Annotated in this window: 28 protein-coding genes; 1 reads left to right on the top strand and 27 read right to left on the bottom strand. The window is 48.5% G+C overall.

What is annotated here, in order from left to right; all coding sequences use genetic code 11:
* Nucleotides 1-33: 33 nt before the first annotated feature.
* From BSZ31_RS05550 to BSZ31_RS05530, 5 genes are all read right to left on the bottom strand, one after another.
* Nucleotides 34-2,025: a biotin carboxylase N-terminal domain-containing protein gene (locus BSZ31_RS05550; RefSeq protein WP_105027908.1), complete on the bottom strand. Its 1,992-nt coding sequence runs from the start codon at nt 2,023-2,025 to the stop codon at nt 34-36.
* A complete protein-coding gene (locus tag BSZ31_RS05545; protein ID WP_369907261.1) occupies nt 2,018-3,202 on the bottom strand; it encodes an acyl-CoA dehydrogenase family protein in 1,185 nt (394 codons plus the stop codon). The genes BSZ31_RS05550 and BSZ31_RS05545 overlap by 8 nt, the downstream gene beginning before the upstream one ends.
* Before the next feature lie 104 nt (nt 3,203-3,306).
* Nucleotides 3,307-3,909 (bottom strand): spermidine synthase, encoded by a 603-nt coding sequence (locus BSZ31_RS05540; protein ID WP_168426862.1) that lies wholly within the window; start codon nt 3,907-3,909, stop codon nt 3,307-3,309.
* A gap of 152 nt (nt 3,910-4,061) precedes the next feature.
* Complete coding sequence (locus BSZ31_RS05535; RefSeq protein ID WP_105027906.1) at nt 4,062-4,823, bottom strand: flagellar motor protein MotB; 762 nt, start codon at nt 4,821-4,823, stop codon at nt 4,062-4,064.
* Nucleotides 4,820-6,031: a hypothetical protein gene (locus tag BSZ31_RS05530; RefSeq protein WP_206018551.1), complete on the bottom strand. Its 1,212-nt coding sequence runs from the start codon at nt 6,029-6,031 to the stop codon at nt 4,820-4,822. The genes BSZ31_RS05535 and BSZ31_RS05530 overlap by 4 nt, the downstream gene beginning before the upstream one ends.
* Here BSZ31_RS05530 and BSZ31_RS05525 point away from each other — a divergent pair, their 5' ends adjacent.
* Nucleotides 6,032-7,546 (top strand): class I SAM-dependent methyltransferase, encoded by a 1,515-nt coding sequence (locus tag BSZ31_RS05525; RefSeq protein WP_105027904.1) that lies wholly within the window; start codon nt 6,032-6,034, stop codon nt 7,544-7,546.
* Between the two features lie 127 nt (nt 7,547-7,673).
* On the opposite strand, the gene BSZ31_RS05520 is transcribed toward BSZ31_RS05525, so the two are convergent.
* The 22 genes from BSZ31_RS05520 to BSZ31_RS05415 form a co-directional block, all read right to left on the bottom strand.
* Nucleotides 7,674-8,366 carry a hypothetical protein gene (locus BSZ31_RS05520; RefSeq protein WP_146106614.1) on the bottom strand — a complete coding sequence of 231 codons (693 nt, stop codon included), beginning with the start codon at nt 8,364-8,366 and terminating at the stop codon, nt 7,674-7,676.
* A gap of 13 nt (nt 8,367-8,379) precedes the next feature.
* Complete coding sequence (locus BSZ31_RS05515; RefSeq protein WP_146106613.1) at nt 8,380-8,937, bottom strand: hypothetical protein; 558 nt, start codon at nt 8,935-8,937, stop codon at nt 8,380-8,382.
* Nucleotides 8,938-8,986: 49 nt separating this feature from the next.
* Nucleotides 8,987-9,808, bottom strand: a complete 822-nt coding sequence (sctE, locus tag BSZ31_RS05510; RefSeq protein ID WP_168426861.1) for a type III secretion system translocon subunit SctE — start codon at nt 9,806-9,808, stop codon at nt 8,987-8,989.
* Between the two features lie 169 nt (nt 9,809-9,977).
* Nucleotides 9,978-11,087: a hypothetical protein gene (locus BSZ31_RS05505; RefSeq protein ID WP_105027900.1), complete on the bottom strand. Its 1,110-nt coding sequence runs from the start codon at nt 11,085-11,087 to the stop codon at nt 9,978-9,980.
* Nucleotides 11,088-11,152: 65 nt separating this feature from the next.
* Nucleotides 11,153-11,371, bottom strand: coding sequence for a hypothetical protein (locus BSZ31_RS05500; RefSeq protein ID WP_105027899.1), 219 nt, complete (start codon nt 11,369-11,371; stop codon nt 11,153-11,155).
* A 36-nt stretch (nt 11,372-11,407) separates the two neighbouring features.
* Nucleotides 11,408-11,599 (bottom strand): hypothetical protein, encoded by a 192-nt coding sequence (locus tag BSZ31_RS05495; RefSeq protein WP_105027898.1) that lies wholly within the window; start codon nt 11,597-11,599, stop codon nt 11,408-11,410.
* A 12-nt stretch (nt 11,600-11,611) separates the two neighbouring features.
* Complete coding sequence (locus tag BSZ31_RS05490) at nt 11,612-11,830, bottom strand: hypothetical protein (protein WP_105027897.1); 219 nt, start codon at nt 11,828-11,830, stop codon at nt 11,612-11,614.
* Nucleotides 11,831-11,835: 5 nt separating this feature from the next.
* On the bottom strand, nt 11,836-12,180 hold the full coding sequence (locus BSZ31_RS05485) for a hypothetical protein (protein WP_105027896.1): 345 nt from the start codon (nt 12,178-12,180) through the stop codon (nt 11,836-11,838).
* The gene (locus BSZ31_RS16690) at nt 12,168-12,680 is read right to left on the bottom strand and encodes a hypothetical protein (RefSeq protein ID WP_146106612.1); all 513 of its coding nucleotides are present in this window, start codon (nt 12,678-12,680) and stop codon (nt 12,168-12,170) included. The genes BSZ31_RS05485 and BSZ31_RS16690 overlap by 13 nt, the downstream gene beginning before the upstream one ends.
* On the bottom strand, nt 12,673-13,023 hold the full coding sequence (locus tag BSZ31_RS05475; protein WP_105027894.1) for a hypothetical protein: 351 nt from the start codon (nt 13,021-13,023) through the stop codon (nt 12,673-12,675). The genes BSZ31_RS16690 and BSZ31_RS05475 overlap by 8 nt, the downstream gene beginning before the upstream one ends.
* Nucleotides 13,023-14,192, bottom strand: coding sequence for a hypothetical protein (locus tag BSZ31_RS05470; RefSeq protein ID WP_146106611.1), 1,170 nt, complete (start codon nt 14,190-14,192; stop codon nt 13,023-13,025). Before BSZ31_RS05470 ends, BSZ31_RS05475 begins: the two co-directional genes overlap by 1 nt.
* Nucleotides 14,193-14,223: 31 nt before the next feature.
* Nucleotides 14,224-15,957, bottom strand: a complete 1,734-nt coding sequence (sctC, locus tag BSZ31_RS05465) for a type III secretion system outer membrane ring subunit SctC (protein ID WP_105027892.1) — start codon at nt 15,955-15,957, stop codon at nt 14,224-14,226.
* Nucleotides 15,954-16,610, bottom strand: coding sequence for an HrpE/YscL family type III secretion apparatus protein (locus tag BSZ31_RS05460; RefSeq protein ID WP_105027891.1), 657 nt, complete (start codon nt 16,608-16,610; stop codon nt 15,954-15,956). Before BSZ31_RS05460 ends, sctC begins: the two co-directional genes overlap by 4 nt.
* Nucleotides 16,611-16,615: 5 nt before the next feature.
* Nucleotides 16,616-17,308, bottom strand: coding sequence for a hypothetical protein (locus BSZ31_RS05455; RefSeq protein WP_105027890.1), 693 nt, complete (start codon nt 17,306-17,308; stop codon nt 16,616-16,618).
* Nucleotides 17,301-18,092 (bottom strand): type III secretion system inner membrane ring lipoprotein SctJ, encoded by a 792-nt coding sequence (gene sctJ / locus BSZ31_RS05450; RefSeq protein ID WP_105027889.1) that lies wholly within the window; start codon nt 18,090-18,092, stop codon nt 17,301-17,303. The genes BSZ31_RS05455 and sctJ overlap by 8 nt, the downstream gene beginning before the upstream one ends.
* Nucleotides 18,089-18,511 (bottom strand): hypothetical protein, encoded by a 423-nt coding sequence (locus BSZ31_RS05445; RefSeq protein WP_146106610.1) that lies wholly within the window; start codon nt 18,509-18,511, stop codon nt 18,089-18,091. Before BSZ31_RS05445 ends, sctJ begins: the two co-directional genes overlap by 4 nt.
* A 50-nt stretch (nt 18,512-18,561) precedes the next feature.
* Entirely contained in the window at nt 18,562-19,608 is a 1,047-nt protein-coding gene (locus tag BSZ31_RS05440) for a flagellar biosynthesis protein FlhB (RefSeq protein WP_105027887.1), read from the bottom strand.
* Complete coding sequence (locus tag BSZ31_RS05435) at nt 19,605-20,405, bottom strand: EscT/YscT/HrcT family type III secretion system export apparatus protein (protein WP_105027886.1); 801 nt, start codon at nt 20,403-20,405, stop codon at nt 19,605-19,607. Before BSZ31_RS05435 ends, BSZ31_RS05440 begins: the two co-directional genes overlap by 4 nt.
* Entirely contained in the window at nt 20,398-20,661 is a 264-nt protein-coding gene (sctS, locus tag BSZ31_RS05430) for a type III secretion system export apparatus subunit SctS (protein WP_105027885.1), read from the bottom strand. Before sctS ends, BSZ31_RS05435 begins: the two co-directional genes overlap by 8 nt.
* A gap of 3 nt (nt 20,662-20,664) precedes the next feature.
* Nucleotides 20,665-21,321, bottom strand: a complete 657-nt coding sequence (sctR, locus tag BSZ31_RS05425) for a type III secretion system export apparatus subunit SctR (protein ID WP_105027884.1) — start codon at nt 21,319-21,321, stop codon at nt 20,665-20,667.
* On the bottom strand, nt 21,302-22,543 hold the full coding sequence (locus BSZ31_RS05420) for a FliM/FliN family flagellar motor C-terminal domain-containing protein (RefSeq protein WP_105027883.1): 1,242 nt from the start codon (nt 22,541-22,543) through the stop codon (nt 21,302-21,304). Before BSZ31_RS05420 ends, sctR begins: the two co-directional genes overlap by 20 nt.
* The gene (locus BSZ31_RS05415) at nt 22,540-22,842 is read right to left on the bottom strand and encodes a hypothetical protein (protein ID WP_146106609.1); all 303 of its coding nucleotides are present in this window, start codon (nt 22,840-22,842) and stop codon (nt 22,540-22,542) included. Before BSZ31_RS05415 ends, BSZ31_RS05420 begins: the two co-directional genes overlap by 4 nt.
* Nucleotides 22,843-22,855: the final 13 nt, after the last annotated feature.

Genomic DNA, 22,855 nt, shown 5'->3' with positions numbered 1-22,855 from the left:
GTTTGTGTCTCCTCCAGCCGGGCTGTGTGTTGTTTATTGGATCTGACCAAGCTGGACCATGGCTTGTTTCTGCTTCATTTGGTCACCCACCTTGATGTGCACCTGCTCCACAATTGCAGCGGATTTGGCGGTAATGCGGTGTTCCATTTTCATGGCTTCCAAACACACCAACACGGTGCCAGCCTCAACCTGCTGACCGGGTTGAACCAGCACCTGTGTCACTTTGCCGTTCATCGGGCTGCTGACAAGGGCTTGAAATACACCCTCCGCAAGGGCTGAAGCGCTCAGCAAAGTTTCTTCATCCACATGCAATGCCTGTGGGTTTAGCCACTGTTGAACCCACACGCCGGTGTTGGATCGGGTGACTGTGTATTGCGCGGATTGCCCTTGCACCATCGCCTTGATGGTGTAACTGCCTAGCTGCGCCACGGCGCAGTGCCACTGTTCAAGCATCACTGCTTCATCAGCAAGCCCATCGATTGCGTAACAGTTGGCGTTGTTACCACCCACTTTCAAATTCAGGGTGTTGCCTTGTGCCTTGAGTTTCAGCGGCTGCGGCAGCGCACGTGTGCTTGAAAAGCCGGCCAAGGGTGCAGGCCATGCGCAGCGCTCATGGCGTGGTGCATAGGCAAGGAATACTGCGGCTACAGCGCACTCTGCCTGGAAATGTTGGAGCTTGAGCAACTCATCAGCATGCTGGGCCAAAAAGCCCGTACCAAAATCTCCACCCTGGAACACGGGGTGACTGGCAATTCGTTGCAAGTAGTGCGCGTTGTGCTCAAAGCCAATGAGTACCGTTCGCTTCAGCGAGTCAGCCAGCTTTTCACAGGCAGCAAGGCGGTTATCGCCGTGCACAATGACCTTCGCCAAAAGGCTGTCGTACCAGGGGCTGACCTCTCCACCCGCTTGCAGGGCGTGGTCGCAGCGGCTGTTCGCATCAGAACTCCAGGTCAGCACTGGCCCGGTTTGCGGCATGAAGTCGCGCGCAGGGTCTTCGGCACACAGGCGGCCTTGAATGGCATGGCCGTTGAACACAATTTGTTCTTGTTGCAAGGTGAGGTGTTCGCCTGACGCAATTCGCAATTGCCATTGCACAAGATCAATTCCAGTGATGGCCTCTGTCACCCCATGCTCAACCTGCAAGCGGGTGTTCATTTCAATGAAGTAAAAATCGCCGTTTGAATCCAGCAAAAATTCAACCGTGCCCGCACCCACATAGTGGGTGGCATGCACCAGTTTTAATGCGGCTTCACCCATGCGTGCACGCAGCTCCGCGTCCACGGCTGGGCTGGGTGCTTCTTCCACAATTTTTTGGTGGCGGCGTTGAACGGAGCAATCGCGCTCGCCCAAATGCACCGCGTGACCGTGGGTATCGGCCAGCACCTGAATTTCAATGTGGCGCGGGTTGATGATGGCTTTTTCAAGCATGACCCGGTCGTCGTTGAATGCATTCTTCGCCTCAAGTTGGGCCGAGTGAAGTTGCGATGCGAATTCGGATTCAGTCATCACCAAACGCATGCCACGTCCGCCACCGCCTGCCAACGCTTTGATCATCACTGGGTAGCCAATCCGCTGCGCCCCAGCCATCAGGTCGCTTACGCTTGCGTTGGGCTCGCTGAAGCCGGGAATACAAGGCAAACCAGCCTGTTGGGCAATTTCTTTGGCACGGGCCTTGTCGGCCATATCAGCGATCGCCTGTGGCGTGGGGCCCACCAGGGTAATTCCCGCGTCCACGCAGGCTTGTGCAAAAGCAGGGCTTTCCGATACAAAACCATAGCCAGGGTGAATGGCATCTGCACCGGCTTTCAGCGCTGTTTCTATCAGTTTGTCAATGCGCAAATACGATTCAAGCGAGGGTGCCGGGCCAATGCAGTAGGCTTCGTCAGCCTCTTGCACATGCATGGCTTTTTTGTCGGCCTCGGAATAGACAGCGACTGTTGCAATACCCATGGGCTTGGCTGCGCGCAATATTCTGCGCGCGATTTCATTGCGGTTGGCAATGAGCAGTTTTTTGATCCTAGGCATTCTTTTTCTTGCCCGGCAAAATACCCATGAATTTGCAGATGATGCCCAGCATCACCTCGTCTGCACCGCCACCAATCGAAATCAGTCGGCCATCGCGATACAGCTGCGAAGCCGGGTTTTCCCAGGTAAAACCCATGCCGCCCCAGAATTGCAAACACTTGTCGGCGACTTCGCGCACCAAGCGACCACTTTTCAGTTTGCACATGCTGGCCAGCTCGGTGACTTCGCCACCAGCCACATATTCTTCTGTAGCCTGCCACACCAATGCACGCAAGGCCTCAATTTCAGTTTTCAATTCAGCCAATGTGAAATGCACCACCTGTTGATCGAGCACGGTGCTGCCGAACAAGTTGCGTTGGCGGGTGTAGTTAATGGTTTCGTTCAGCACATGCATCATGCCTTCGATGCTGTTGGCGGCACCCCACAGGCGCTCTTCCTGAAACTGGATCATTTGGTACATGAAGCCTGCGCCTTCCATACCAATCAAGTTGCGCTGTGGCACACGCACATTGTCAAAGTGAATAAGACCCGTGTCGGATGCCCACATGCCAATTTTGTGAATCTTCTTCTCAATCGTAATGCCCGGAGTTTTCATGGGCACGATGATCAGTGATTTGTTCTGGTGGGGTTTGCCTTCGCTGGTGTTGGCCAACAGGCAGATCCAGTCGGCTTGCAAACTGTTGGTAATCCACATTTTGCTGCCGTTGATGATGTAGTCGCTGCCATCTTTTTTTGCAGTAGTTTTGACACCTGCGACATCCGACCCTGCGCCGGGCTCTGAAACACCAATACAAGCCACCATGTCGCCAGCAATGGCGGGGGCCAAAAATTCACGACGCAGCTCGTCGCTGCCAAACCGCGCCAAAGCGGGTGTGGCCATGTCGGTCTGAACGCCGATTGCCATGGGCACACCGCCACAATGGATTTTTCCCAAAGCTTGCGCCGCCACCACGGAATAGCTGTAGTCCAAACCCATGCCGCCAAACTCTTCTGGTTTGGTCAGTCCCAGCAAGCCAAGATTACCCATCTTTTTGAACAGCTCATGGGCGGGAAACATTTGCTTCTTTTCCCAAGTGGCCACGTGTGGATTAATTTCATTCTCCACAAAGCGTTCGATGGTGCGTTGTAGTTCTTTGTGTTCCTGGCTTAGTCTCACTCCGGTCTCCCCCGAATTCATAAATCAAACGTTTGTTTGAATTATTGACCGTTTACCGAAACCTGTCAAATCAACATGGAACAATCAGGATAAAAAGCGGATTGCTGTGCTATCAAGTTGCAAAACTAAAGGGCACTACAGGGCAAGCGGTCAAGCTCGGAGGATAAATCAAGCCCGGAAATTAACTTTAATCGTCCTGCCCGTGAAAAAAGAGTCTCTTTCGGAGAGGCAGAGAACCCGGAGGGCAACGCAAGCGATAGGAAATTGGGCGTCTCTGTTAATTCAATGACATGCACTTGGCGACCCAACCCACCCTGCAATCGCATCGACACAGTTGCTGAATTCTCATGCAAGGCAATTGAATTGACTACAAGACTAGATGAAGGGTTGAGTGTGCGCTGGCAATTCTGAATAAAGTCAGAACTCAAGAGTGGTCCAACCAGTCCTTCTTGATCGAACCCATCAACAAAAATCCAATCAAAAGTGCGGTTACAGGTTTTTATATACTCATCTCCACAGCCACACACAACGGTCAGCCTCGGATGAGTCTTCGGAAAATAAAAATGGGACACCGCCGTGTCAATCACCTCTGGGCAAATTTCAACCACAGTGACATGCCAGCTTGGAAAGTTTCGAAGAATAAACCGCGGAACCACGCCGGCACCAAGGCCAATAAGCAATATATTGCGAGCGCCAGAGAAGCAATCATCCAGAAGCAAGGTGCTCAAGGCGGCCCTCAAATAAGGAACTGCCGGAACATGTGGCGCTTCGAGACAAATATGCCCTTGCACCACCCCTGTGGAACGGGAGCACAAGTATCTAAGTCCCTCGTAATCTACAACTTCGAAAGCCCCCATTTAAACTCCCGAGTCAAACCGCACTAAATTCTGCATCGGTCTGCGGGATCGTCCTGAAATTTTCCCATATAGCTTGCAGCATCTTCGGGGCGCTCATCAACGCCGTAAAACACCAACTTCAACTCGACACGTCGGCTTTCATCTTTCGTGCCTTTCATATCATTGAAAGCAACACCGCCAGCGAGGAACAATCGCTTTACCTGCACCCGTTGAAAAGGTGTCAACGCCACATTGAACTCTGGTACGCCTCCCAACAAAAGGCACATCAGATATTCTGATCGTCGAAGACTCAGATTCAAGTTGTACAAATAAGAACCGTCGGTATCAGTAAATCCCTCAATGATGACTTGCTTTAACCAACGCTTTCCCATGGGCGTTTCGGCAGTATCCAGAATCAGGGGAACCAAATCAGCCAGCATTTCAGAGGTAAACTCGCTTGGGCGATACTGGTCGGTATCGTATCTCCCAGCCTCACCAAAATTGATGCGGTTCAGTCTGCAATCAACATTCAGTTCGGAACGCCCAGACTCCTTTGAGCGTTGCGCAAGGTATTCACACACATCTTCAGTCGCGGCAACCCGCTGATCTTCAAGTTCAACCCTTTCATCAACTTCAGAGCTCTTTTCAAGAATATCCTCGGTCTTTTTGACAATCGCGCTTAAAGCAACAACCATCACAACCAGGAAAAGAATCATTAAAGCAGTCATCAAATCGGCGTAAGAAATCCAGAAAGGCCTCTCACCCTCCTCACGCAAACTGTCAGTGTCGGTTCCGCTTAATCTCATGACTGCTCCTGACGACTGACCGCAACATGATTCGCAGACCCAGATCCATTGCTCGCTCGCACAATTTTGCTCGCAATGTCTGCATTACTTACCTTTGTAGAATTAATCCTGCTTTCAATTTTCCGGGTCATTTCCTCCACTGGCTCCCTGAGGTGTCGGATCAAGGTTTGCTCAAGATGCGCATTGGACTTTCTGGTAACGTCAGTCATGGCCTCAAACATCGCTGTACGAATCAACTCTGCAAATCTTTCTTGCGACAGCTTGGACTCATTGGCAACCAAAGCAAGAGACTCCGTAATCGCGTTCCTGAATCCGTCAGCTTGATTCTCAAAACCTCTTGTCTGGTGGGCGATTGCTGCCAGGTACTCTTGCTCAACTCCACTGTCAAACAATGAATCAACCACTGAGTTAAGTTCGTCCAGCGCACTTACGCATTTGCGATACTGGAGCTTTTCCATGTGCGTAATGACCATGGCCACTGTGATCGCAAGTGCAGATGCATAAAATGCGTCCCGCACCCCGGATAAAAGCAAATTTACGCTTTGCGCCATTGTGTCTGGCGAACTGGAATCAAAGTTGCTCAAACCAAACAACAAACCAGAGAAGGTTCCAATAATCCCCACCCCAGTCAAGATACCGGGAAGGTGTTTGAAGTAATGAGCCCTCAACGGCCCCTCAATCACTGCTGAAACACTGAAGTAAGCTCGGGCCGGCACCGTCAAACGCGCCCGCTTTTCAATTTTCCCACCCGAATCGAGATGCTGGACGTGCAGTGTTTTGGAGAACTCCGCCCACAACCTGTCCAATCCCGACTCCCGAAACACACGACTTGCTCCAATCTTGCGAAGATCTGCGTCACCCTCCTTCATGGACGCCAGCGTGCCTGATATTCGTCTCAATGTTCTATCCAGGCCTTGAGACGGTTTGAAGTAGTCAATGTAAAAAGTGTAAGAAAAGTAGAGCAGGAAAATGACAACCAATGCTGGCGGAACCAGTTGAAGAAAGTTGGTGTAAGTTGTTTCCACTGGTGTACCCCTAATCCTATTGAAGAAAAATTTGATCACTTCCAGTGCTTGAGTACAGCCCGAGAGTCTCATAGTTCCAGAATCTTGTGGGTACAGCAGAAAAACTTGGAGGAACCAAAGTAAATCCGGACTACACATACCTCCTGTTAGTGAATCATTCTTAACCAAAACAGGACTAGTCAAATGAGCAACTCTTGGAGTCACGGATACTATGCAGATGAAGGCTACGAATATGGATATCACACCGAAACATCCCCGTCTTATCTCCAATGGATGTGCACCCTTCAGGGAATAGATGCGCCCAAAGACAACTTCACCTATCTGGATCTGGGTTGTGGACAGGGATTAAGTTTGATCTTTCATGCGGCACTTCATCCTGACAGTCAGTTTATCGGCGTTGACTTCATGCCAAGGCATATTGCACATGCCAGATCCCTCGCCAAACGTTTGGCCCTGCGCAACATCACCTTCATCGAAGCCGACTTCCTCGATCTCGCAAAATGGCCCGACAAGATTGGCGAAGTTGATTATGCAGTGGCACATGGAATCAGCACCTGGGTTTCAAAAGAAGTTCGGAAAGGAATGTGGAGCCTGGTTTCAAAAGTTCTAAAACCTGGCGGCATCGTCTACAACAGCTACAACACCTACCCGGGCTGGCATTCTGCCTCGCCGTTTCAACACCTGGTCATTCAACTGAACAACCACATGCGAGGCAAAGCAGCCATCGACCTCGCAATCAAAAAAATGAGCGCATTAAAAGACGCCAATGCCGTGTTGTTTGAAATGCTGCCTTCCCTTGACATGAGAATAGATGGCATGTCGCGCTCGGATCCCGCCTATCTTGTTCAGGAGTACAACAACACTGCATGGCAACCGCTGTATGTTGCGGAAATACTCCAGGAAATCAGCGAATATAAACTGGATTACTTTGGTACCGCCAACGTGGTTCAACTGTTCGACGCCTCTTACCCTCCCTCTCTACTTGAGGTGATCAACCAGGAATCCAGTTTGCACATGCGGGAGACCATTCGGGACTTCGCCATCGGCCAGTCATTCAGGCGCGACCTTTATGCAAAAGGCTCATTGGCCTTGGGCAAGGCTTTGCAAATCAATCGATTGGGGGAGCAAGCCTTGATCAGCACCCAAACCGAACTGATTGACAATGAAAACGCAGTTGAAATGGTTTATGAAAACCTGACCGTCACATTCGATAAAGCAACGCTGCAGGGAGTGATTGATGCCTTTGGTGAAAAAGGTGCAACTGTGAATGACGTACAAAAAGTGTTGCCCCAATTCAGCGTTCAGGAAGTTGCAGAAATCGCAACCTATTTGATTCATGATGGCAAGCTCGGTATCAAGACCGGGCACTGCGTGGACAAGTTAAAGAAAATAAATCATGAACTGGCGCACGCTCATCTCGATGGAGGTCCCTACAACTACTTGGCATTTGCGAGAACCAATCGGGTAATTCGCCTGAGAAATGCAGACATGATGTTGCTTTCACATCACTTACAAGGTGTGCAGAATCAAGATCTGGACAAAAAATTGCAAGAAACAATGACGATTCTAAACAAGCGATTTTGTATAGAGGGTCGTGAAATTACAAACCCGCAAGAGTCGCTGGAACAAGCCAAGTTGCATGCCAACCACTTTCTGGATGTTGTGCTTCCCGCACTTGTTTCCCAAGAAGTAATCTGAAAGATTCCGCACCCACCAACAGCGATTGGTAAATGCAAGGTTGGTGAGGTTAAAGATCTGTACAAAAAAAACCCCGCGTTAGGTTTAACGCGGGGTTTTCTAAAAATATGCCCTGACCATTTAAATCTTACCGGTCGTACAAATTTTTCAGCAGTGCAGGCATGGTGGCTTCAAAAAAGTTGGAACGCTTTTTGTTGCTTGATTCAAGCTGAGCAGAAAGCACATCTTGTTTAAACTCGCTGGGTACCAGTTTATTTTCAAGTTGCGTCATAAACTGCAACACTTTGTTTGCGTCCTGCTTGGAAATCGAGATTGATTTTTGTCCATCGTTGTATGCATCAAGCATGCGCTGAACAATCTCGCCACCAGGCACATCACTTAAAGCGAAGGTTGCCTTTTCAAGCAATGCTTTCGCTTTCTCTAACACTTTCGCCTCAATAGGGCCGAGTTTGTAGTCACCTTTCTCTGAGCTGAAGCCCTGCATGGCAGCCCGTATTGAATTGACTCCACGCTCGAAATCACTAAACCACTTCATCACTGCATCGGCGTAATCTACATCATAATCAAACAGTATGCCGCCGATCTCAGCCATCAAATGTGCATATCTGGCTGAGTCGCCAGCGATGATTGCCGCATAGGCCGAATCAATAAGACCTGGTTGAGATTTGAAAACTGGCAAACCCTCAGGGCCTTGTTCCTTAATATACTTGGGATCAAACGAGGCTCCAGCAGGGCGAGCCGGGGTCGTAGAACCACCCCCATCACCACCTGAACTGGTTACACTTGTTAAGTACACATATCGACGACGTAGGGCAAACATAATCGTCCTCCGATTAAGTACGGGCACCAGAAAGTGTGGCGCTGGCCGAATCATTTGTATGACTGATTTCAGTGCTGAGTGCCTGGTAGTTCTGTTCGAAGAGATCGGCAAAAGCCTGAAACTCAGCAGCATCAACACCCAAAGCCGCCTCCCCAACCTCACCTGCGGATTTGAACACCTGCAATATGCCGCCACCAACCACACCTGACATATTCTCCATGACAGGCTCGGCCTTCCCTCGACCAGCCATGGATAGACCAGCAGTGAACCCAAGGCCCGCACCAGCAGCTGTCATGGTGAGCGCCACAATGGCACCATTTAGTTTCTCATTGGCAGACTTGATCTTGAATTCGAAAGTACCCGTTTGAGTGTCAATACGGTGCAACTCAAGTTTCAAGCCCTTTTCTCTTGCACTTTCAAAAAGAGCAATGAACATTGCATTTTCAGGACTGGAAAGAAAACCAATCGCCTTTGCATCCCGATAAGAAATAACTCCAGCATCAATATACTTTTGCACCGTAGGTGGCACTGGCCCATCAGGTATGTCGTCCTCTTCATCAAGCGTAATCAAGCCAGAACCTGAACTTTCACCAACACTGGAAACCATAATAATTCCTCCTTTAAACCAAGTTCATTTTTTCAATTTGCTTCACGTAATCGCTGATCAATTTCTTGAATGAGATCGCATCTTCTCTGGAGAGATCCAGGCCTTGAGTAATCAAATCAATAAATGCCATCAATTTGTCAATCGAAACTTGCGATGTTGACACTTGGTACTTGAGCACCCCGTTGGTCAACTCACCTGCATTCATACCAGCCAATGAAGTCATGTCCGCGGCAAAAACAATCTTGCGCATGTTCTCGGTGACAAAGTTTTTGAGAGCTAACAAGAAATCATCAATGGCCTTTGCAGAAACATCCACGGCTTTAACAACTGCACCCGACACGCCTGCCCCTTGACCCGCTGCCACATTTGCAGCGCTGGTTCCGCGGAGCATCTGTACAAATTTGCTACCGACATCTGCCATTACTCGACCCAATGCTGCCGCACCCATGGCAGTGAGCACCATGATTGCAACCACAACCACCGCCATGATGATTGCCGCTGCCCACACAGGAAGGCCCATATCTTTCAGAACATTAAAGATCTCTTTGAATGCCTGACCAACCAGGGACTCGTTGCCTGTTGCATTGGCAATCATGGGCTCCAGAAACATCGTAACCGCAATAACCAACATGGCCACAGCAAAGGGAGTTGGATTGATCAACACCATGATGGCAGACAGGATGAGGGCAAAAACACCCAGAATCTTCAGAAATATTTTCAGGCCCTTCATCCGCTCTTGCTTTTTCAGCTGCTCCAGATTCTTCTCCAGAACCTCCATCATGTGGGCGGCTTTGTTCTTATCGCCGTCTGCAAGAACTTCAAAAAAGTTTTTCATGGCATCACGGTTGTTCTCCATCATCCACAGCATGATGCGAAGAATTTTGGCTGCATACTCCTCTGAACCAGCCTCGCCTGTTGCTCCCACTTCATCAGTGGAATCAATTGAACCATCAAACTCCAAACCTGAAGAACCAACCCCAGCAGCTGCTGTCATACGAATCTCCTTAGCCGCGCGCGGCGTCTGTACTCACCTGAGCAAGCATTGAAATCAATGTTTGAGCGATGCGGTTGATTACACCGAGTCGGTCACGTGCCTCAGAGGCCATTGATTCAAAACGTGCCTTGTTGGAATCGTCTTTGTTCGCCGCAGCCAACGTGGCCATGTCGGTGTAAAACACGTCGTCGGCCTTGGCCACATCGGCAAAGTAATCGGTTCCAATTCTTACCCTGTCCATCGGACTAACATCACCATCCAACTCAGCGGCTGTATTAGTTGCAATTTCCGAACGGGCGTTAAAGTAACCAAGCAGCGGATCTTCAGCAATTTTCTTGTCAATTTCTTCGGCACTTAACCCTTTTCCAGCATAAAGGCCGCGAAGTTCCGCCTCGCGTCGTGTGGCGAATTCTTTAAACAAATCTGCTTCAGCTCTCAACGTGGTTGGGTCCAGCGCCTTCAAATCAGCAAAGTTGATTTTCTCCAGGTCTTTCATTTCCGTCGCGCCAAGGCTGCCCTCGGAATACTTCAGCTTGTCAGCAACATCCGTCAAATAGTCAACCCTATTCAAATGCATGGTTCGCTCGCTACTACCGTCAGCATACGAATCTGCCATTTGCTGTTCATGGGCTGCAGTAAACCTCAGTCGGCTTTCCAAACTCAGGTTGGGGTCTGCGGTTAAAGCTGCATGCTTCTGCGCCAGTGGGGAGCCTTCCGTAGTAACACCAATGTCCTTGAGATCACTCAGCAACTTACCCAAAACATTTACATCTGTCTGTGAGGCACTCATGCACTCATCCAAACGTACTTGCAAATCCTTGATTTGGGCACTTACTTCTTTCAGTTGTGCCGGCGTGATTGCGCCAACCTGTCCCAGAAACTGAACCTTCAACTCGAGCAAGCGAAGCTGTTGGCCCGGGGAAATATTTCCGGAATTTTGAAGTGACTCCAGGTGTTCAATTTCATCAAGCGTTGCTTGCTGTGAATCCGACCAACCTCGGGCAGGTGGGGTTTGAGTGGCGTTATCGAAAGAAGTGTCGATATCTTCTGCCAAGGGATTGTCCGAATCAGCACCCAAAGGACTGGGCTGAGAATCCGGGGGTGTATTCGGTATTGCCATGATTTATTCTCACAAAAATCGAATAAAAAAACGCCCCGCAGTGATTCGGGGCGCTGCGAGTGTAATTACTTGTTGCCAGCCTGCTGCGCGCCTTGATTAAAGCTTGAGTTGGTTGCTGCAACGGAACCCACGGTGATCACAGTCTCCGTCATAATGCCTTGAGCCTTGAATGCGCCGGCCAGCGTACCTTTCTTTGCAGATTTCACGGCCGCCTTGGCCCCGCCAGCCAAAACCGCGTCTGCTGTTTTACCAAAGCCTGCACTTGATGCAATGATGTAAGCCATAACTTTCTCCAGAAAATAATTAAAAATGACCTTGGATCAACTACCTTGAGTGGATTGAAACGCCTGATTCACTTGCTCGTCGGTCAGCACCTTCATGCCGATAAACTGAGCCTGAAACAATCGATCTTTCGCCCAGTCGGGCAGGTCATCCCAACTCTCAATTCTTCCACCTTCCCCCCCATCGGCAGTAACTGCTGCAGGGGTTGCTCCCACGCCTTCAGCTGGCATTTTCACCTCCCTTCACTTGTTGACAATACTCTTCAAAGGCTCAGAAACATCCTTCACCAAATTGGCTGCCTGGTTCCACAACACAGACATGACCGTGGTCTCCGCCTGCAACATGAAAACGTCTTGCATATTTCCACCAAAGTTAGGATCCTCGATACGCTCGATGATCCGCTGCATTCTTCCATCAGCCAGTTTGGCCACTGCTTGCGAGGGTCCGTAGATAGTCGACATAATTGTTATTGCTGCTTGTAAATTTGTTCAAAAGACTCGGAGAGTTTTCCACCCACCTTCCCACTCAACTGAAGTTCAACAGAATGCATGGCACTCACGTGAGACGCTTCAATCAACTTAACCAGTTCATCACTCCGATCAAACTTACGCATTTCTTTTGTAACGTCCACTCGGCTTTGTTGGTGAGCGTCTTCTGCCTTTTGAACCAGGGTTGTCAGTACATTACTTTGTGATGTACTTTCCGACTCCACCAACTTCTGAAAAATCTTTCCATTCTCAAGGCTGAAACTATTGGGGCCCTTGCCTCCAGTTCCAGATACCAGTCCTGTCATTGCGCTCAATTCTTGCATGTGATTTGCACCTCAAAATTTTTGCCGAACTGCTGACCCAATCTACTTGCCACGAGCTTCTGGAGAATCGAGATATGCTGAACTGGCAGCGGTTGCTCTACAACCACATGCAACAACACAACATTTGAATTCAGTTTTACTTCGACTTTGGCAGATCCAAAATCATCGGACTTGATGTAAAACTGCTCTTCCAACTCCACATTTTTTTTATTGCCTTCCTGTTTATTAAGTGAAGAATTGGAGTTCAAAGTTCCCTCAAAATCAGTACTTTGAGAAACTGCCTGTTCATCCAACAACATTGAGAAAAATGTATTCTCAAGATCATGTTTCTCAACCATCGATTTCTGTCCTGTGCCTGCTTTTGAGATTCCATTTTTCGAGAACTCAGGCTTAAGCATCCGCTCACTCCACTCGATTCCCTGTTCTCTTCGTGTTTGTCTGTTTCGATTGGGATCTGGTGATGCTGAAGCAGGTGAGGTTTCACTAAACACTTTAATCATCCAGATTCCCCAATTTAAGTTCTTGTAAAAACCGGCTCAGAAACTCGGTGTGCATTGACGTATTGACCAACTCCCAACCCGAGTCAACAGTCACCCGGCATCCACAGCATGGCTCTAGAAACGCCTCCAGTTGATAACCGCGGCCTAGCGACTTCTGGCGATTAATTCTCTCGATGCCTCGAACGAAACTGGTGCGATCCAATGGCAAAGATTCCGAGACCATGAACAGTTGTTGACCGCTTACGATTCCATTCACTTTTTCAGTACCCAACATCCAGGAGTCGATCTGGGCAAGTTCGACAATGTCATCAGTACCAATCTCCGGATCATTTTTTTGAAGCATCACTTCACCTCTGCATCAGCTGCCTTAGTGTGATAGCTGCTTTTAAGTGCAGAATTAATTTGCAGCACCAATTGGGAAAATGTTTTCTCGTTCTGTCTACCCAAAAAAATCATTCCTCGCTGAATAAATCCTCGAAGATTCATGCAATAAATTTGGGTTCCTTTTACCACCGGACTCATCGACTCAAACAGCCTGCTCAGCTTGTTGGCCGATCCCACACCGGTAGATCCGGACAAACCAACCAGTTCCAGCAGTACCTTTGCCGATTCGGGTACTTTTTCAACACCGGCTTTGAGGCAAACGGTTTTGATCCGATCCAGGTCAGCAACGCTGGTGCTAATCAGATCAATCTGTCGAATTCGTGACTGAATGAAGTGCTGACGTTGGGCAGTTAGCTCCAGCGGATACTGCGTGCGCTCCCGATCTGACAACAGCAACCACTGCTCCCTGAGAACCTTCAGTTTCACCAAAAGACGATTTGGATCGCTGGCAATGAGGCGCGAGAGAAACCCGTAGATCTCCAGAGAGCCCAGGTCTTCATTTTTAGTCAGCATTCTGTTTGCAGCCATCAACTGCCGATGGCCAATTTTCAATGGCCCCGATGCCATGGTGGTTACTGCCATCGTGATGAGAAAATCATCTAACGATTGATTGTGTGCGGCAAGAATCTGATCTCTTTTTGTCTTGATCTGCGAAAGGGTTTCAGGGCCAATCGCGTAGCGCTCCGCATCAAGCAAAGTGATTTGCAGCAGCAGAAATTTAAGGGCTGTTTTTTGATCGGGCGATACCGTACCCAGTTCATCAATAATACTGGTGGTGTGCTGCTCAGTAGCAGCAATCAAGGAATGGATACAAAGCTCAAGAAACTTTTCGTCACCCGTGGTCAACGACTTGAATTGATCCCTGAACTTTCTGGTTAATTTTTCATCATCAAGTTCACGTCCTTTCAAGGAGAAAGACGCGGCCTGTTCTGCACTCGATATCTGCAATTCAGCAACCGGACGAATTGCACTGGCATGCAAGGCTGCTCCAGATGGCATCGATTCATTCAGCTTTGCCTGGTGTTTAACCGACTTGGACTGGATTGCCTGCTTTAACAGATGCCGTAGAGCCCCGCTTCGCTGCGCCTCGGCGGCATCGACCAGTGGATTGGATTGCCCCTGAGGCAAAGGCCTGATGTGACCAATGTCTACGCTCATTTTACTGCCTCAAGGAAATGGACTGTTGTGGCAAGCGGCCTAGGTTCAACGATGGCGTCATTTTGAGATTCTCATCATTCTCGAGTCGGAAATTATCCTTAATCGTGTCGATGGCGCGTTTTGTTGAACTTCTCCCATCGGGTGGTAGCTCGATGACGCGAGGCGTGATCAGGAATAACCTCACCATGGTTTGCTTTTGCTTTTCGGTGTAAGAAAATGCCTTTCCAATGAAGGGCAGGTCACCAAGCAAAGGCACCTTGTAGTTGTTGGAATTTTCACTATCCCGGTTGTAGCCACCGATTAACAAGGCTTTCTCAACATTGACCACGGCCTGGGTACTCAACACTGTGTTTCTGACAGTAGGTGAACCCTCGCCTGCCTGAGTCAAACTTCCGTCTTGAATGTCTACCCGCAGGAATATTTCCTCTCCGCTGTCTTTCCTGACAAGCCTCGGGGTGACTTGCAGAAGGCTGCCTGCCGTGACCGGCACAATTTGCGCAACACGCTCGCCAGTCACTCTCAAATACTGAGTTTCCGACAGATCAATAAATGCAGGGATGTTGTCTTGAGTGACGATGTTTGGCCTTGCCAACACCTTGGCATTTTGATCTGCGATCAAAGCGCGAATTCTTGCGAGAAAACGCCCAGGGTCTACCACCGAACTCGCACCGCTGTAGAGCGATACGGTTCCAAGCTCAATGTTCTCGCCCGGAAAATCATACTGAACGCCACCAGCGCGAAGTCCAAACTCCATACCGAGTTCATCCAGCGTCGCTTTATCAACCTCGACCAGCATGGCTTCTACTTCCACCATGGCGATAGGCGCATCGAGTTGCTCGATTAGTTTTCGATAGTACTCATATCGAGACCTGGTATCACGTATGACAATTGAGTTTGTTCTTGGATCTGCCGTCACGGAAAACGGGCTTATTTTTGAATCCTCTTTTTGCGCTTTGGAGGGAATATCAGTACGCCTGGTGGATGTCTGATTCTCAACAAAATCCTGTTGACCGATAGACCCCGCTGGCTTTAATGGATCCAGGTGGGTTGTTCGATTGACTGGTGTAGGTACTGTGGTTCCAACCGAAGAGTGATTCTTTAAGCCCAGCAGTTCCAGCAACACTGTAAGCGCGCCTTTTGATACAAAAGTTCGATCCCTCAAGTTGATCTCTCTGTCCTCAACTGAAGCATGCTTTAGCGTAAAAACCATCAGATCAGGCTCATCCTGCCCGGGCTCTGGTCGCTCTCGGCCAAAGGCGGATTCAAGTAGTTTCAGATAAGCCAGTGGGCCTGATGCGATCAGTTCATCGTGTTTCTCGTTGTACACCACACTGAATTGTGGGTAATGAAGGCCTGAGTTTTTGAGAAGATCTTCCCAATCTGTCAAAGGGGGAAAATCACCGACATAGATTTTTCTGGTTTTCCAGTCCCTGGCCCGATACAGATACACCGAGGAACCATTTTGAAACCAGTTCATCTGATAGGCTGCTGTGAAATAACCCATCACATCTTCCACAGAACTCACTTTGAATCGACCGCTAACCGGCGTGGAAGGAAGATCCGAAGTAATCAGTTCTCTCCCAAAGAGCCCCAACAAATACGATATGACGCGTGACGGCCGCTCATCCTTGGCGATGTAAATAACAGGTTCTGTTTTTTGGGCTGTGTTCGCATACGCTGGCAATGTGAACACCGCCATCAAGAAAGCGATCAATATTGCTCTAAGTTGAATCATGACTGACCTTGCTTTAAAGTTGCTTGGGCATCGAAATAGCCTTTAAGCGATAGAAGTTCTTGCCCCAAAATTGCAAGCCAGTTCTCGACTGAAACATCGATATACGACTCACCGGCAGAGTCAACAACCAGCCGATCTGGTGCAACGGTGGAGTCTGGAATAACCTGCCACTTGCTCAATTTCAGTAAAGAAGAAAACTTCTCTGCAATCAAGGTCTCTACCAGCTCAACTTGCCCGGGATGGACTCGAAGGGTAAAACTGGATCGTGACTGGATTTTCCCGAGAAGTAATTCAATCAAGGCGTTGAGCCTGGTTTTCTCGGGAGCCTCTTTGATGAATTGCGCAATGGCCATTCGACTCACCTCCATACATGCCATGGCTGAGTTGGTCTCAAGCTCCATGCGTCTTTTCTCGAATAGGTTTAAGAACTGTTGTAGGTCATTCTGGCCACGTTTTGCGACGTCTTCTATGACCTCGGTTCTCTGGGTTTCAATCTCCAATTTCGCGCGATCCCTCATCTCCTGGATATGACGATGTGCTGTTGCGACTAGCGTTTGATAATCAGAAACCTGATCCATCAGCGAACCCTTAATCCAGTTTCCAGTGAACTGAAAATCAACAGGAACATCGATCTCGCGAAGTAAGCCAAGCATGGTGTCTATGCCTCATTCAAATCAAGCAAGGGAATCTCAAACTGCTGAACAAAATTTCCGATAATTTTCTCAATCACGGGATCAATCCAGGATTCAAATTCCTGAAGAAGATCATCTCTGGACAACAACGGAACTTCATGAATATAGGCAGCGACCTGATCTGAAACACCAAGCAACCAGCGTTGATAGAAAACCGGAGAAAATTTTCGAAGATACAAACCGAGAACAATCAATATGGCCTGATTGATTTTCACAGCCTCACTTTGTACTCGCTGCAACGAAGTCACAATATTGATTCGAATGGTTTCCAGTCCAGGAGACAGCGTTCGGAAAGTAGAAATCAAGTCACGAATAACTTCGGTATTGTGCACACCATGCAACTGCTCCCAGTCACTGGGTCTTGCTGTCAAGATAGAGTCATCCAGAACCAGGCAGGCGAACTGTGAAAGCTCACTTTCCATCTCAGCGTGATCAACCAAACCCAGGATCAAACGACTGGGTGCAGCAGTCATTTGGCTATCTGGCAAGCAAGAGAGATTCATTAATCGTCGAATCTTGATGATTACCGAAGGCTCATGCCTGTCTGCCCACACGATACCTTGGGCCTTCAGCCATTTGATTTTGTCTGGATGCATGCCTTCACATGGGTTGGTCCACCAACGCCACCACTGTGCAGCGATGTTTTCGTCATCAATCATCGACAGAACCTCGCTTGAAGACATGCAAAAACTTTGGCCAGTTTTTCTGATCTGCCACAGAGAGGTAAACGGCGCCCATCGACAAAAGCCACAAGCCGATGAGTGTGTAGATCACCATGAGAAAAGCCATGCGGTCCTCTGGCATCAAGGCCATCGGGCCATACCAGATCAGGGGCAATCCCTTTTCAAGGTACTCATTGGAGGGAATTGCGACAATTGAAATTCGTTCGGCATTTCCACCACCAACACCCGGAATACTGCTGCTGACCAGCTCACGGATTTTGGAAATGTATGCCTGAAACGGCGAGTCTGTTTTGTGCTTTACAAAAACAGCCACCGACGATGGGATCAACTGCTCACCGGGTGCCGGGCGCTCTGGCAGGACCAAGTGGACCCTGGCGGAAATCACGCCATCAATGGTGAGAAGCGTTTGCTCTAACTCTTGCGAAAGGGCAAACAGGTAGCGTGCCTTCTCCTCGAGTGGGGAACTAATCATGCTGTCCTTCTTGAATATCTCACCAATGGTGCCTCGTTTGCTTTTTGGCAAACCTCGAGCTTTCAGGACCAGAAGCGCGTCACCGGACATACGCTGGGGAACACTGATTGAGATACCGTTCTTGCCTTGTTCTTTCTGGGCAGGAATACCCGAGTCAAGAAGGACCGCGTAGATTTCGTTTGCATCTGCCTCGTTGAGATCCTGGAACAGGGCAATTCGAGACCCGCATGCCTGCAAGGTAACAGCCGCCATAATCATCACGAGGAGTTTAATCAGATTGAGCCTCATGGGCGCCCCCTGGTCAACGATCCCAACTCTTCGCCAAATTCCGTTGCTCGCTGAGATGCGTAATTGGTTTGCATGAAATAGGTGTCCCCATCAACTTCGAGTCTCAATATGGACTCGGTGAGATTGAACAGATGGTCACCGTTGGACTGAATTTCCTGGCTGTTTAGCTTGGCTGCAACAGCCATGCCTTCAATGATTTGATCCAGTCCGTGAACATCATTCAGAAGTGCTGCACCAATTTCCCCTCGTTCAGGTCCAGGCGTTTTTGTTGTATTCATTCCAGGTTGAGTTGGGCTTGAAGCAACGCGCATGCCTTCCAGCAATCGAGCAAAGTGGGATTGATCTGCGGTACTTGCGATCGACGCCCTTGAGGATGAAAGAACAAACGGCAGTTGCGAGGGTATGTGAAGATCATTCATCTTGTTCTCAAATAGAAGTACTCGTGTTCTAAGTGAGAAAAAAGAGTCTGTTAGTTCCGTGGCTTTGACAAAGAGAAAACCAGTTTGAAAACCGCTGCTGCCAGTTCCAGGTGTGGGCGCTGAATGTATTCATCTTCATCGCAGTCGGAATAGATCATTCGGGCCAACCGTACATTCTCAACGACAGGAATTTTGTGCTTGGCAGCAAGCTCCCGAATGAGTTTTGCGTCTTCATCAGCGCCAATGGCGAGAACATAAGGTAAATCGTGCACGCCTGGCTCGTAGTCGAGTGCAACAGCAAGGTGGGTGGGGTTTGTCACCACCACTTTGGCATTTGGAACCCGCTGTAGCGAGGCATTCAATAATCGCCGATGCCCCTGTTTGATATAGCGCTTAACCTCTGGATTACCGTGAATTTCCTTGTTCTCGTCCTTGACTTCGTTTTTACTCATGCGCATTTGCTTGAGATGATCAAAGTAGGTTGCAATCCAATCAATTGCAGAAAGACTGATAAACAAACCCAGAATGATTGTGACCGCCTGCTGCAACAGATCCCACATGAGAGTGAGCATGACATCCAAACCAGCCCTATAGCTGTAGACGATGTCCTGGAGATTGAATATGGCAACGTAGTAAATGACGACTGCAAGCAATATGCTTTTAACAACTGAAATCACCAGTTGAACCAACGATTTTTTTGAAAACATATTCTTGATCGTTGGAATTGGATTCAGCTTTTTAAATGACGGCATGGCCGCTTCAGGAGCAATTACCAAACCGGTTTGAGCCCAGGTACCAACAATCCCGACAAGAACTGCTACTGCAACGATTGGCATTACGATTTCAAGAAAAAGATTGATCGCGAGATTGGAGATTTCTGAATTGAGCGTGAATTTTCGGGAGAATCCGGCAGCGATTGTAGAGTCAATTAATTCAAGAAACCCATTGAAGTAATGAACCATGACTGAAAACAACAACATGTAAATGAAAGTCAGCCGAAAAAGTGTCAAGACATCTTTACTAACCGCTACCTGACCTTTCTTTTTACTGTCTTCTTTCTTTTTCTCTGTGGGTAACTCGGTTTTTTCTCCACTCATGGCACCAGCCCCAACAATGTGGACAGCGTTGTTGAGTAATCACCAAAGATTCTAAATATCTCCTCTTCTGCAAACTCAAGCACCAAGATCAATCCAGCAATTCCAAAGACAGACCTAAGCCCAAACTGCAAGCTGTAAACCTGCATCTGCGGCGTGAAACTTGAAAGAATTTCCATGGCAAATTCTACGAGCATGATAATAATCAGAATCGGTCCCGATAGAAGAACGGCAAAGGCCAGATAATCAACAACCAACTGCACCAATGCAACTACCCAGGCATCAAAATTCCCAACTTGAATGAGCCCTGGAGGAAAAGTGGCATAGCTGTACAAAAGGTGTTGTGTAATGGCATGAAGACCTGGACCCGCAAAAATGAGTGCGGTGAAAAGCAAACCAAAGAGATTCTCAAGGGGAAGTTGTTCCCCGGAATCCTGCCCGTTTGCCTGAGCTGCAAAGGTCGCACCGCGATACACATCGATCAAGGCCCCAAAAGCCATAAAAATGTAATAAGGAAGTGCGATCGTCAGTCCCAACAAAGTGCCCAGCATCACTTCGGTCACCAACGTAAACACCACGAAGTCTTGGGTTGCGGGATGAGGAAAACTGGATGCAAAGGCAATTTGAACCGGGAGCAAAACAATCGCTATTCCAATTGCACTTTTAATCAAGCCACTATTGCTACCCTTTCCAAGCAAGGGCATGAAGGCAACAAACAGCAATGTTCTTGGCAAGTAGTAGGCCAACAGGGCAAGGAAAGCACGAACGGAGTCGGTGTTTGTTGCAAGCAAATCAACCATAGGCGGCAGACATCGAAATGATTTCAAAGATCTGATTGGTGTATTGCATCATCATCCCCGCGATCCAGGGACCCAACATGATTAAACACGCCACACATGCGACCAACTTGATACCAAATGGCAGTGCCTGATCCTGCAACTGAAAAATTGCCTGCAAGAACCCCAAGATGAAACCGAGTACGACAGTTATACCTACTACAGGAAGGGAAACCAGCAAAGAAATCCAGAGCGCCTGACTCACAAAATTGGTAATCAATTGTCAGACTCCGTAGGATGAAATCAAACCCGAAAATACTTTTGCCCAGCCTTCCACGGCTACAAAAAGCAGAATTTTTGCCGGAACTGTCAGTGACATGGGCGACACCATCATCATTCCGAGCGCCATTAATGCACTGGAAACTGCAAGATCAATAATCACAAACGGGAGGTAGAGGTAAAGTCCAAGCCTGAAAGCTTCCGACAATTCGGAAGCGACAAACGCCGGCAACACCACGGTAAGGTCATTTCGATCCAACTCAGGCGCCTGATACTTCTCGGAAATTCGCAACGAGGTTTGGTAGAAACTGTCGTGATAATCCGGATTTGTGTGCTTCAACATGAACACTTTAAAGGGTGGAATGGCTGACCCGATCGCTGAAATCATTTCCGTACCATTCCCTGGCAAATTGCCTTCTGGAGCAAACTTCTGACTGGCATCCTGTAGAACGGGTCCCATCACCAGCAGTGTGATCACCATCGAGATGCCATAGAGCACCATGTTCGAGGGCACCTGTTGAACACCAATTGCATTGCGTAGTATCAGCAGTACGGCGGATATCTTCAGAAAAGAGGTTGCGGTAACTGCCACCAAAGGCACCAAAGAAAGCGAAGCAACCGTAACAATTAACGATATTGGATTAATCGTCTCTGGACCCATTGCTTATCCTTCGTGTGACTTGAACCATTAAGACTTCCTTGAAGCGCACCAACTCACCTTCCAGAATTGGCACGCCACGCACTGCCAACTTGACCATGGGCAAAGTGTGGGATTGAAGTTCAATCAAACTTCCATCCTGAATATTGCAAAGCTCGTTGAAGTCAACTTGTGTTACGCCCGCGATTACCTCAAGAACCACGTCTTCGGGGCCGCTCACGCCTTCGACGATTCGCTGGCTGGACAACAAAGAGGGGGAAGCCGCATTCGATTCATACTCAAGATCAGAGTCGCTGTGCACACTACCTGAAAGCAAGTTATCCCCATCGTCATCAAATGATTGTTCAACCCTTTCCCAGGAAGTATTTCCAATGTGAATTTTGGCGTCTTTGTCTGTCATTGTGAAATTTACCTCTCTTGTCCATTGAACCGTGCTTGTAGAGCTGCTGATCATTTTCGCTCTCAGCTCAACCAGCCCTTCTCCTCTTCTACGCTGCTGCAAGTACAACAGGTCGCCAGCAGAGACAGAGGAGATTTCCGACAACTTCCAGGCGGTCTTGCTGAGCAGTAAATTGAGTCTTAATTCATAGAAGATTGATTGCCCTAGCCACAGGCAGTTTTTTCTGTAGTCTGTGCTGTAGGCACGAAGAACCAGTTCCGCCCGGTTTAAGGCTGAACTGCTTCCGAAAGCGATCAATTGCGTAGACTTCTCGTCATTGATATACAGCGCGTCCTCGATTGGATTTTCAATTTCCGGGCAAGGGGAACGGCTGATGCCCCGGGGAATCCAGTCAAAAAAGTCAAACAGCTCGATCAACGAGTATTCAATGAAACCAATAATTTCAGGAGCATGGTCGACAGCCCATCTTGATAGCTCAGGCGTAATCAAATGGGCACTCGATTTCCAGACCCAGTCTGGATGTACGGCAAGAATAAATGACTGTCGCTGAGCATCTTCAATCTCAAGCAACAGGTAATCCCTCAGGGACAAAGACAAACTCATGCCCTCGGCGCGACGGATTTCATTTGATCTGAGCTTGGGATGATCCAGTTGGTACAACTGCTGCCGGATTTTGAATGCCGGGCAGGAAATCACTTTGTTCCTGGGCAGTGACGACAAAGACATTAATTCAGATGTTGACCAGAACTCCAGTACCTCGGCGTCATCAAATTGATCGTTCAGGAACTCGCCAGCTTCAGAAATATCACCAAGTTCATTCATCATGTCCAATCCAGCTTGAGATATTCCTCAACCTTAATGCTTGCTTTTTCCAGTTCTTTGTATTTTGTTTTTTCAGCAATCCAATCCACTCTACTTTGTTGGATTTGATCACCAAGCACATCACCCTCACGGGTCATCTGGTTTCTTTTCCAGTCAAAGGTGTTCTCACTGTCTTTCAATTCAAGAAATTCCCGAATGTTTGTCTGCCCACCCTTGAGTTTTTCAAGCTTTGCACGACGTGTTTGAACATGGTTTTCTTGAATGGCGATCAGGTCTCGCTGTAGTTGCTGCTGGGCGGTCAATTGTTGCTTGAGC

Source organism: Limnobacter sp. SAORIC-690 (assembly GCF_002954425.1).
In the GTDB taxonomy this organism is placed as follows: Bacteria; Pseudomonadota; Gammaproteobacteria; order Burkholderiales; family Burkholderiaceae_B; genus Limnobacter; species Limnobacter profundi.
This window is presented reverse-complemented; position numbering and strand designations above follow the sequence as displayed.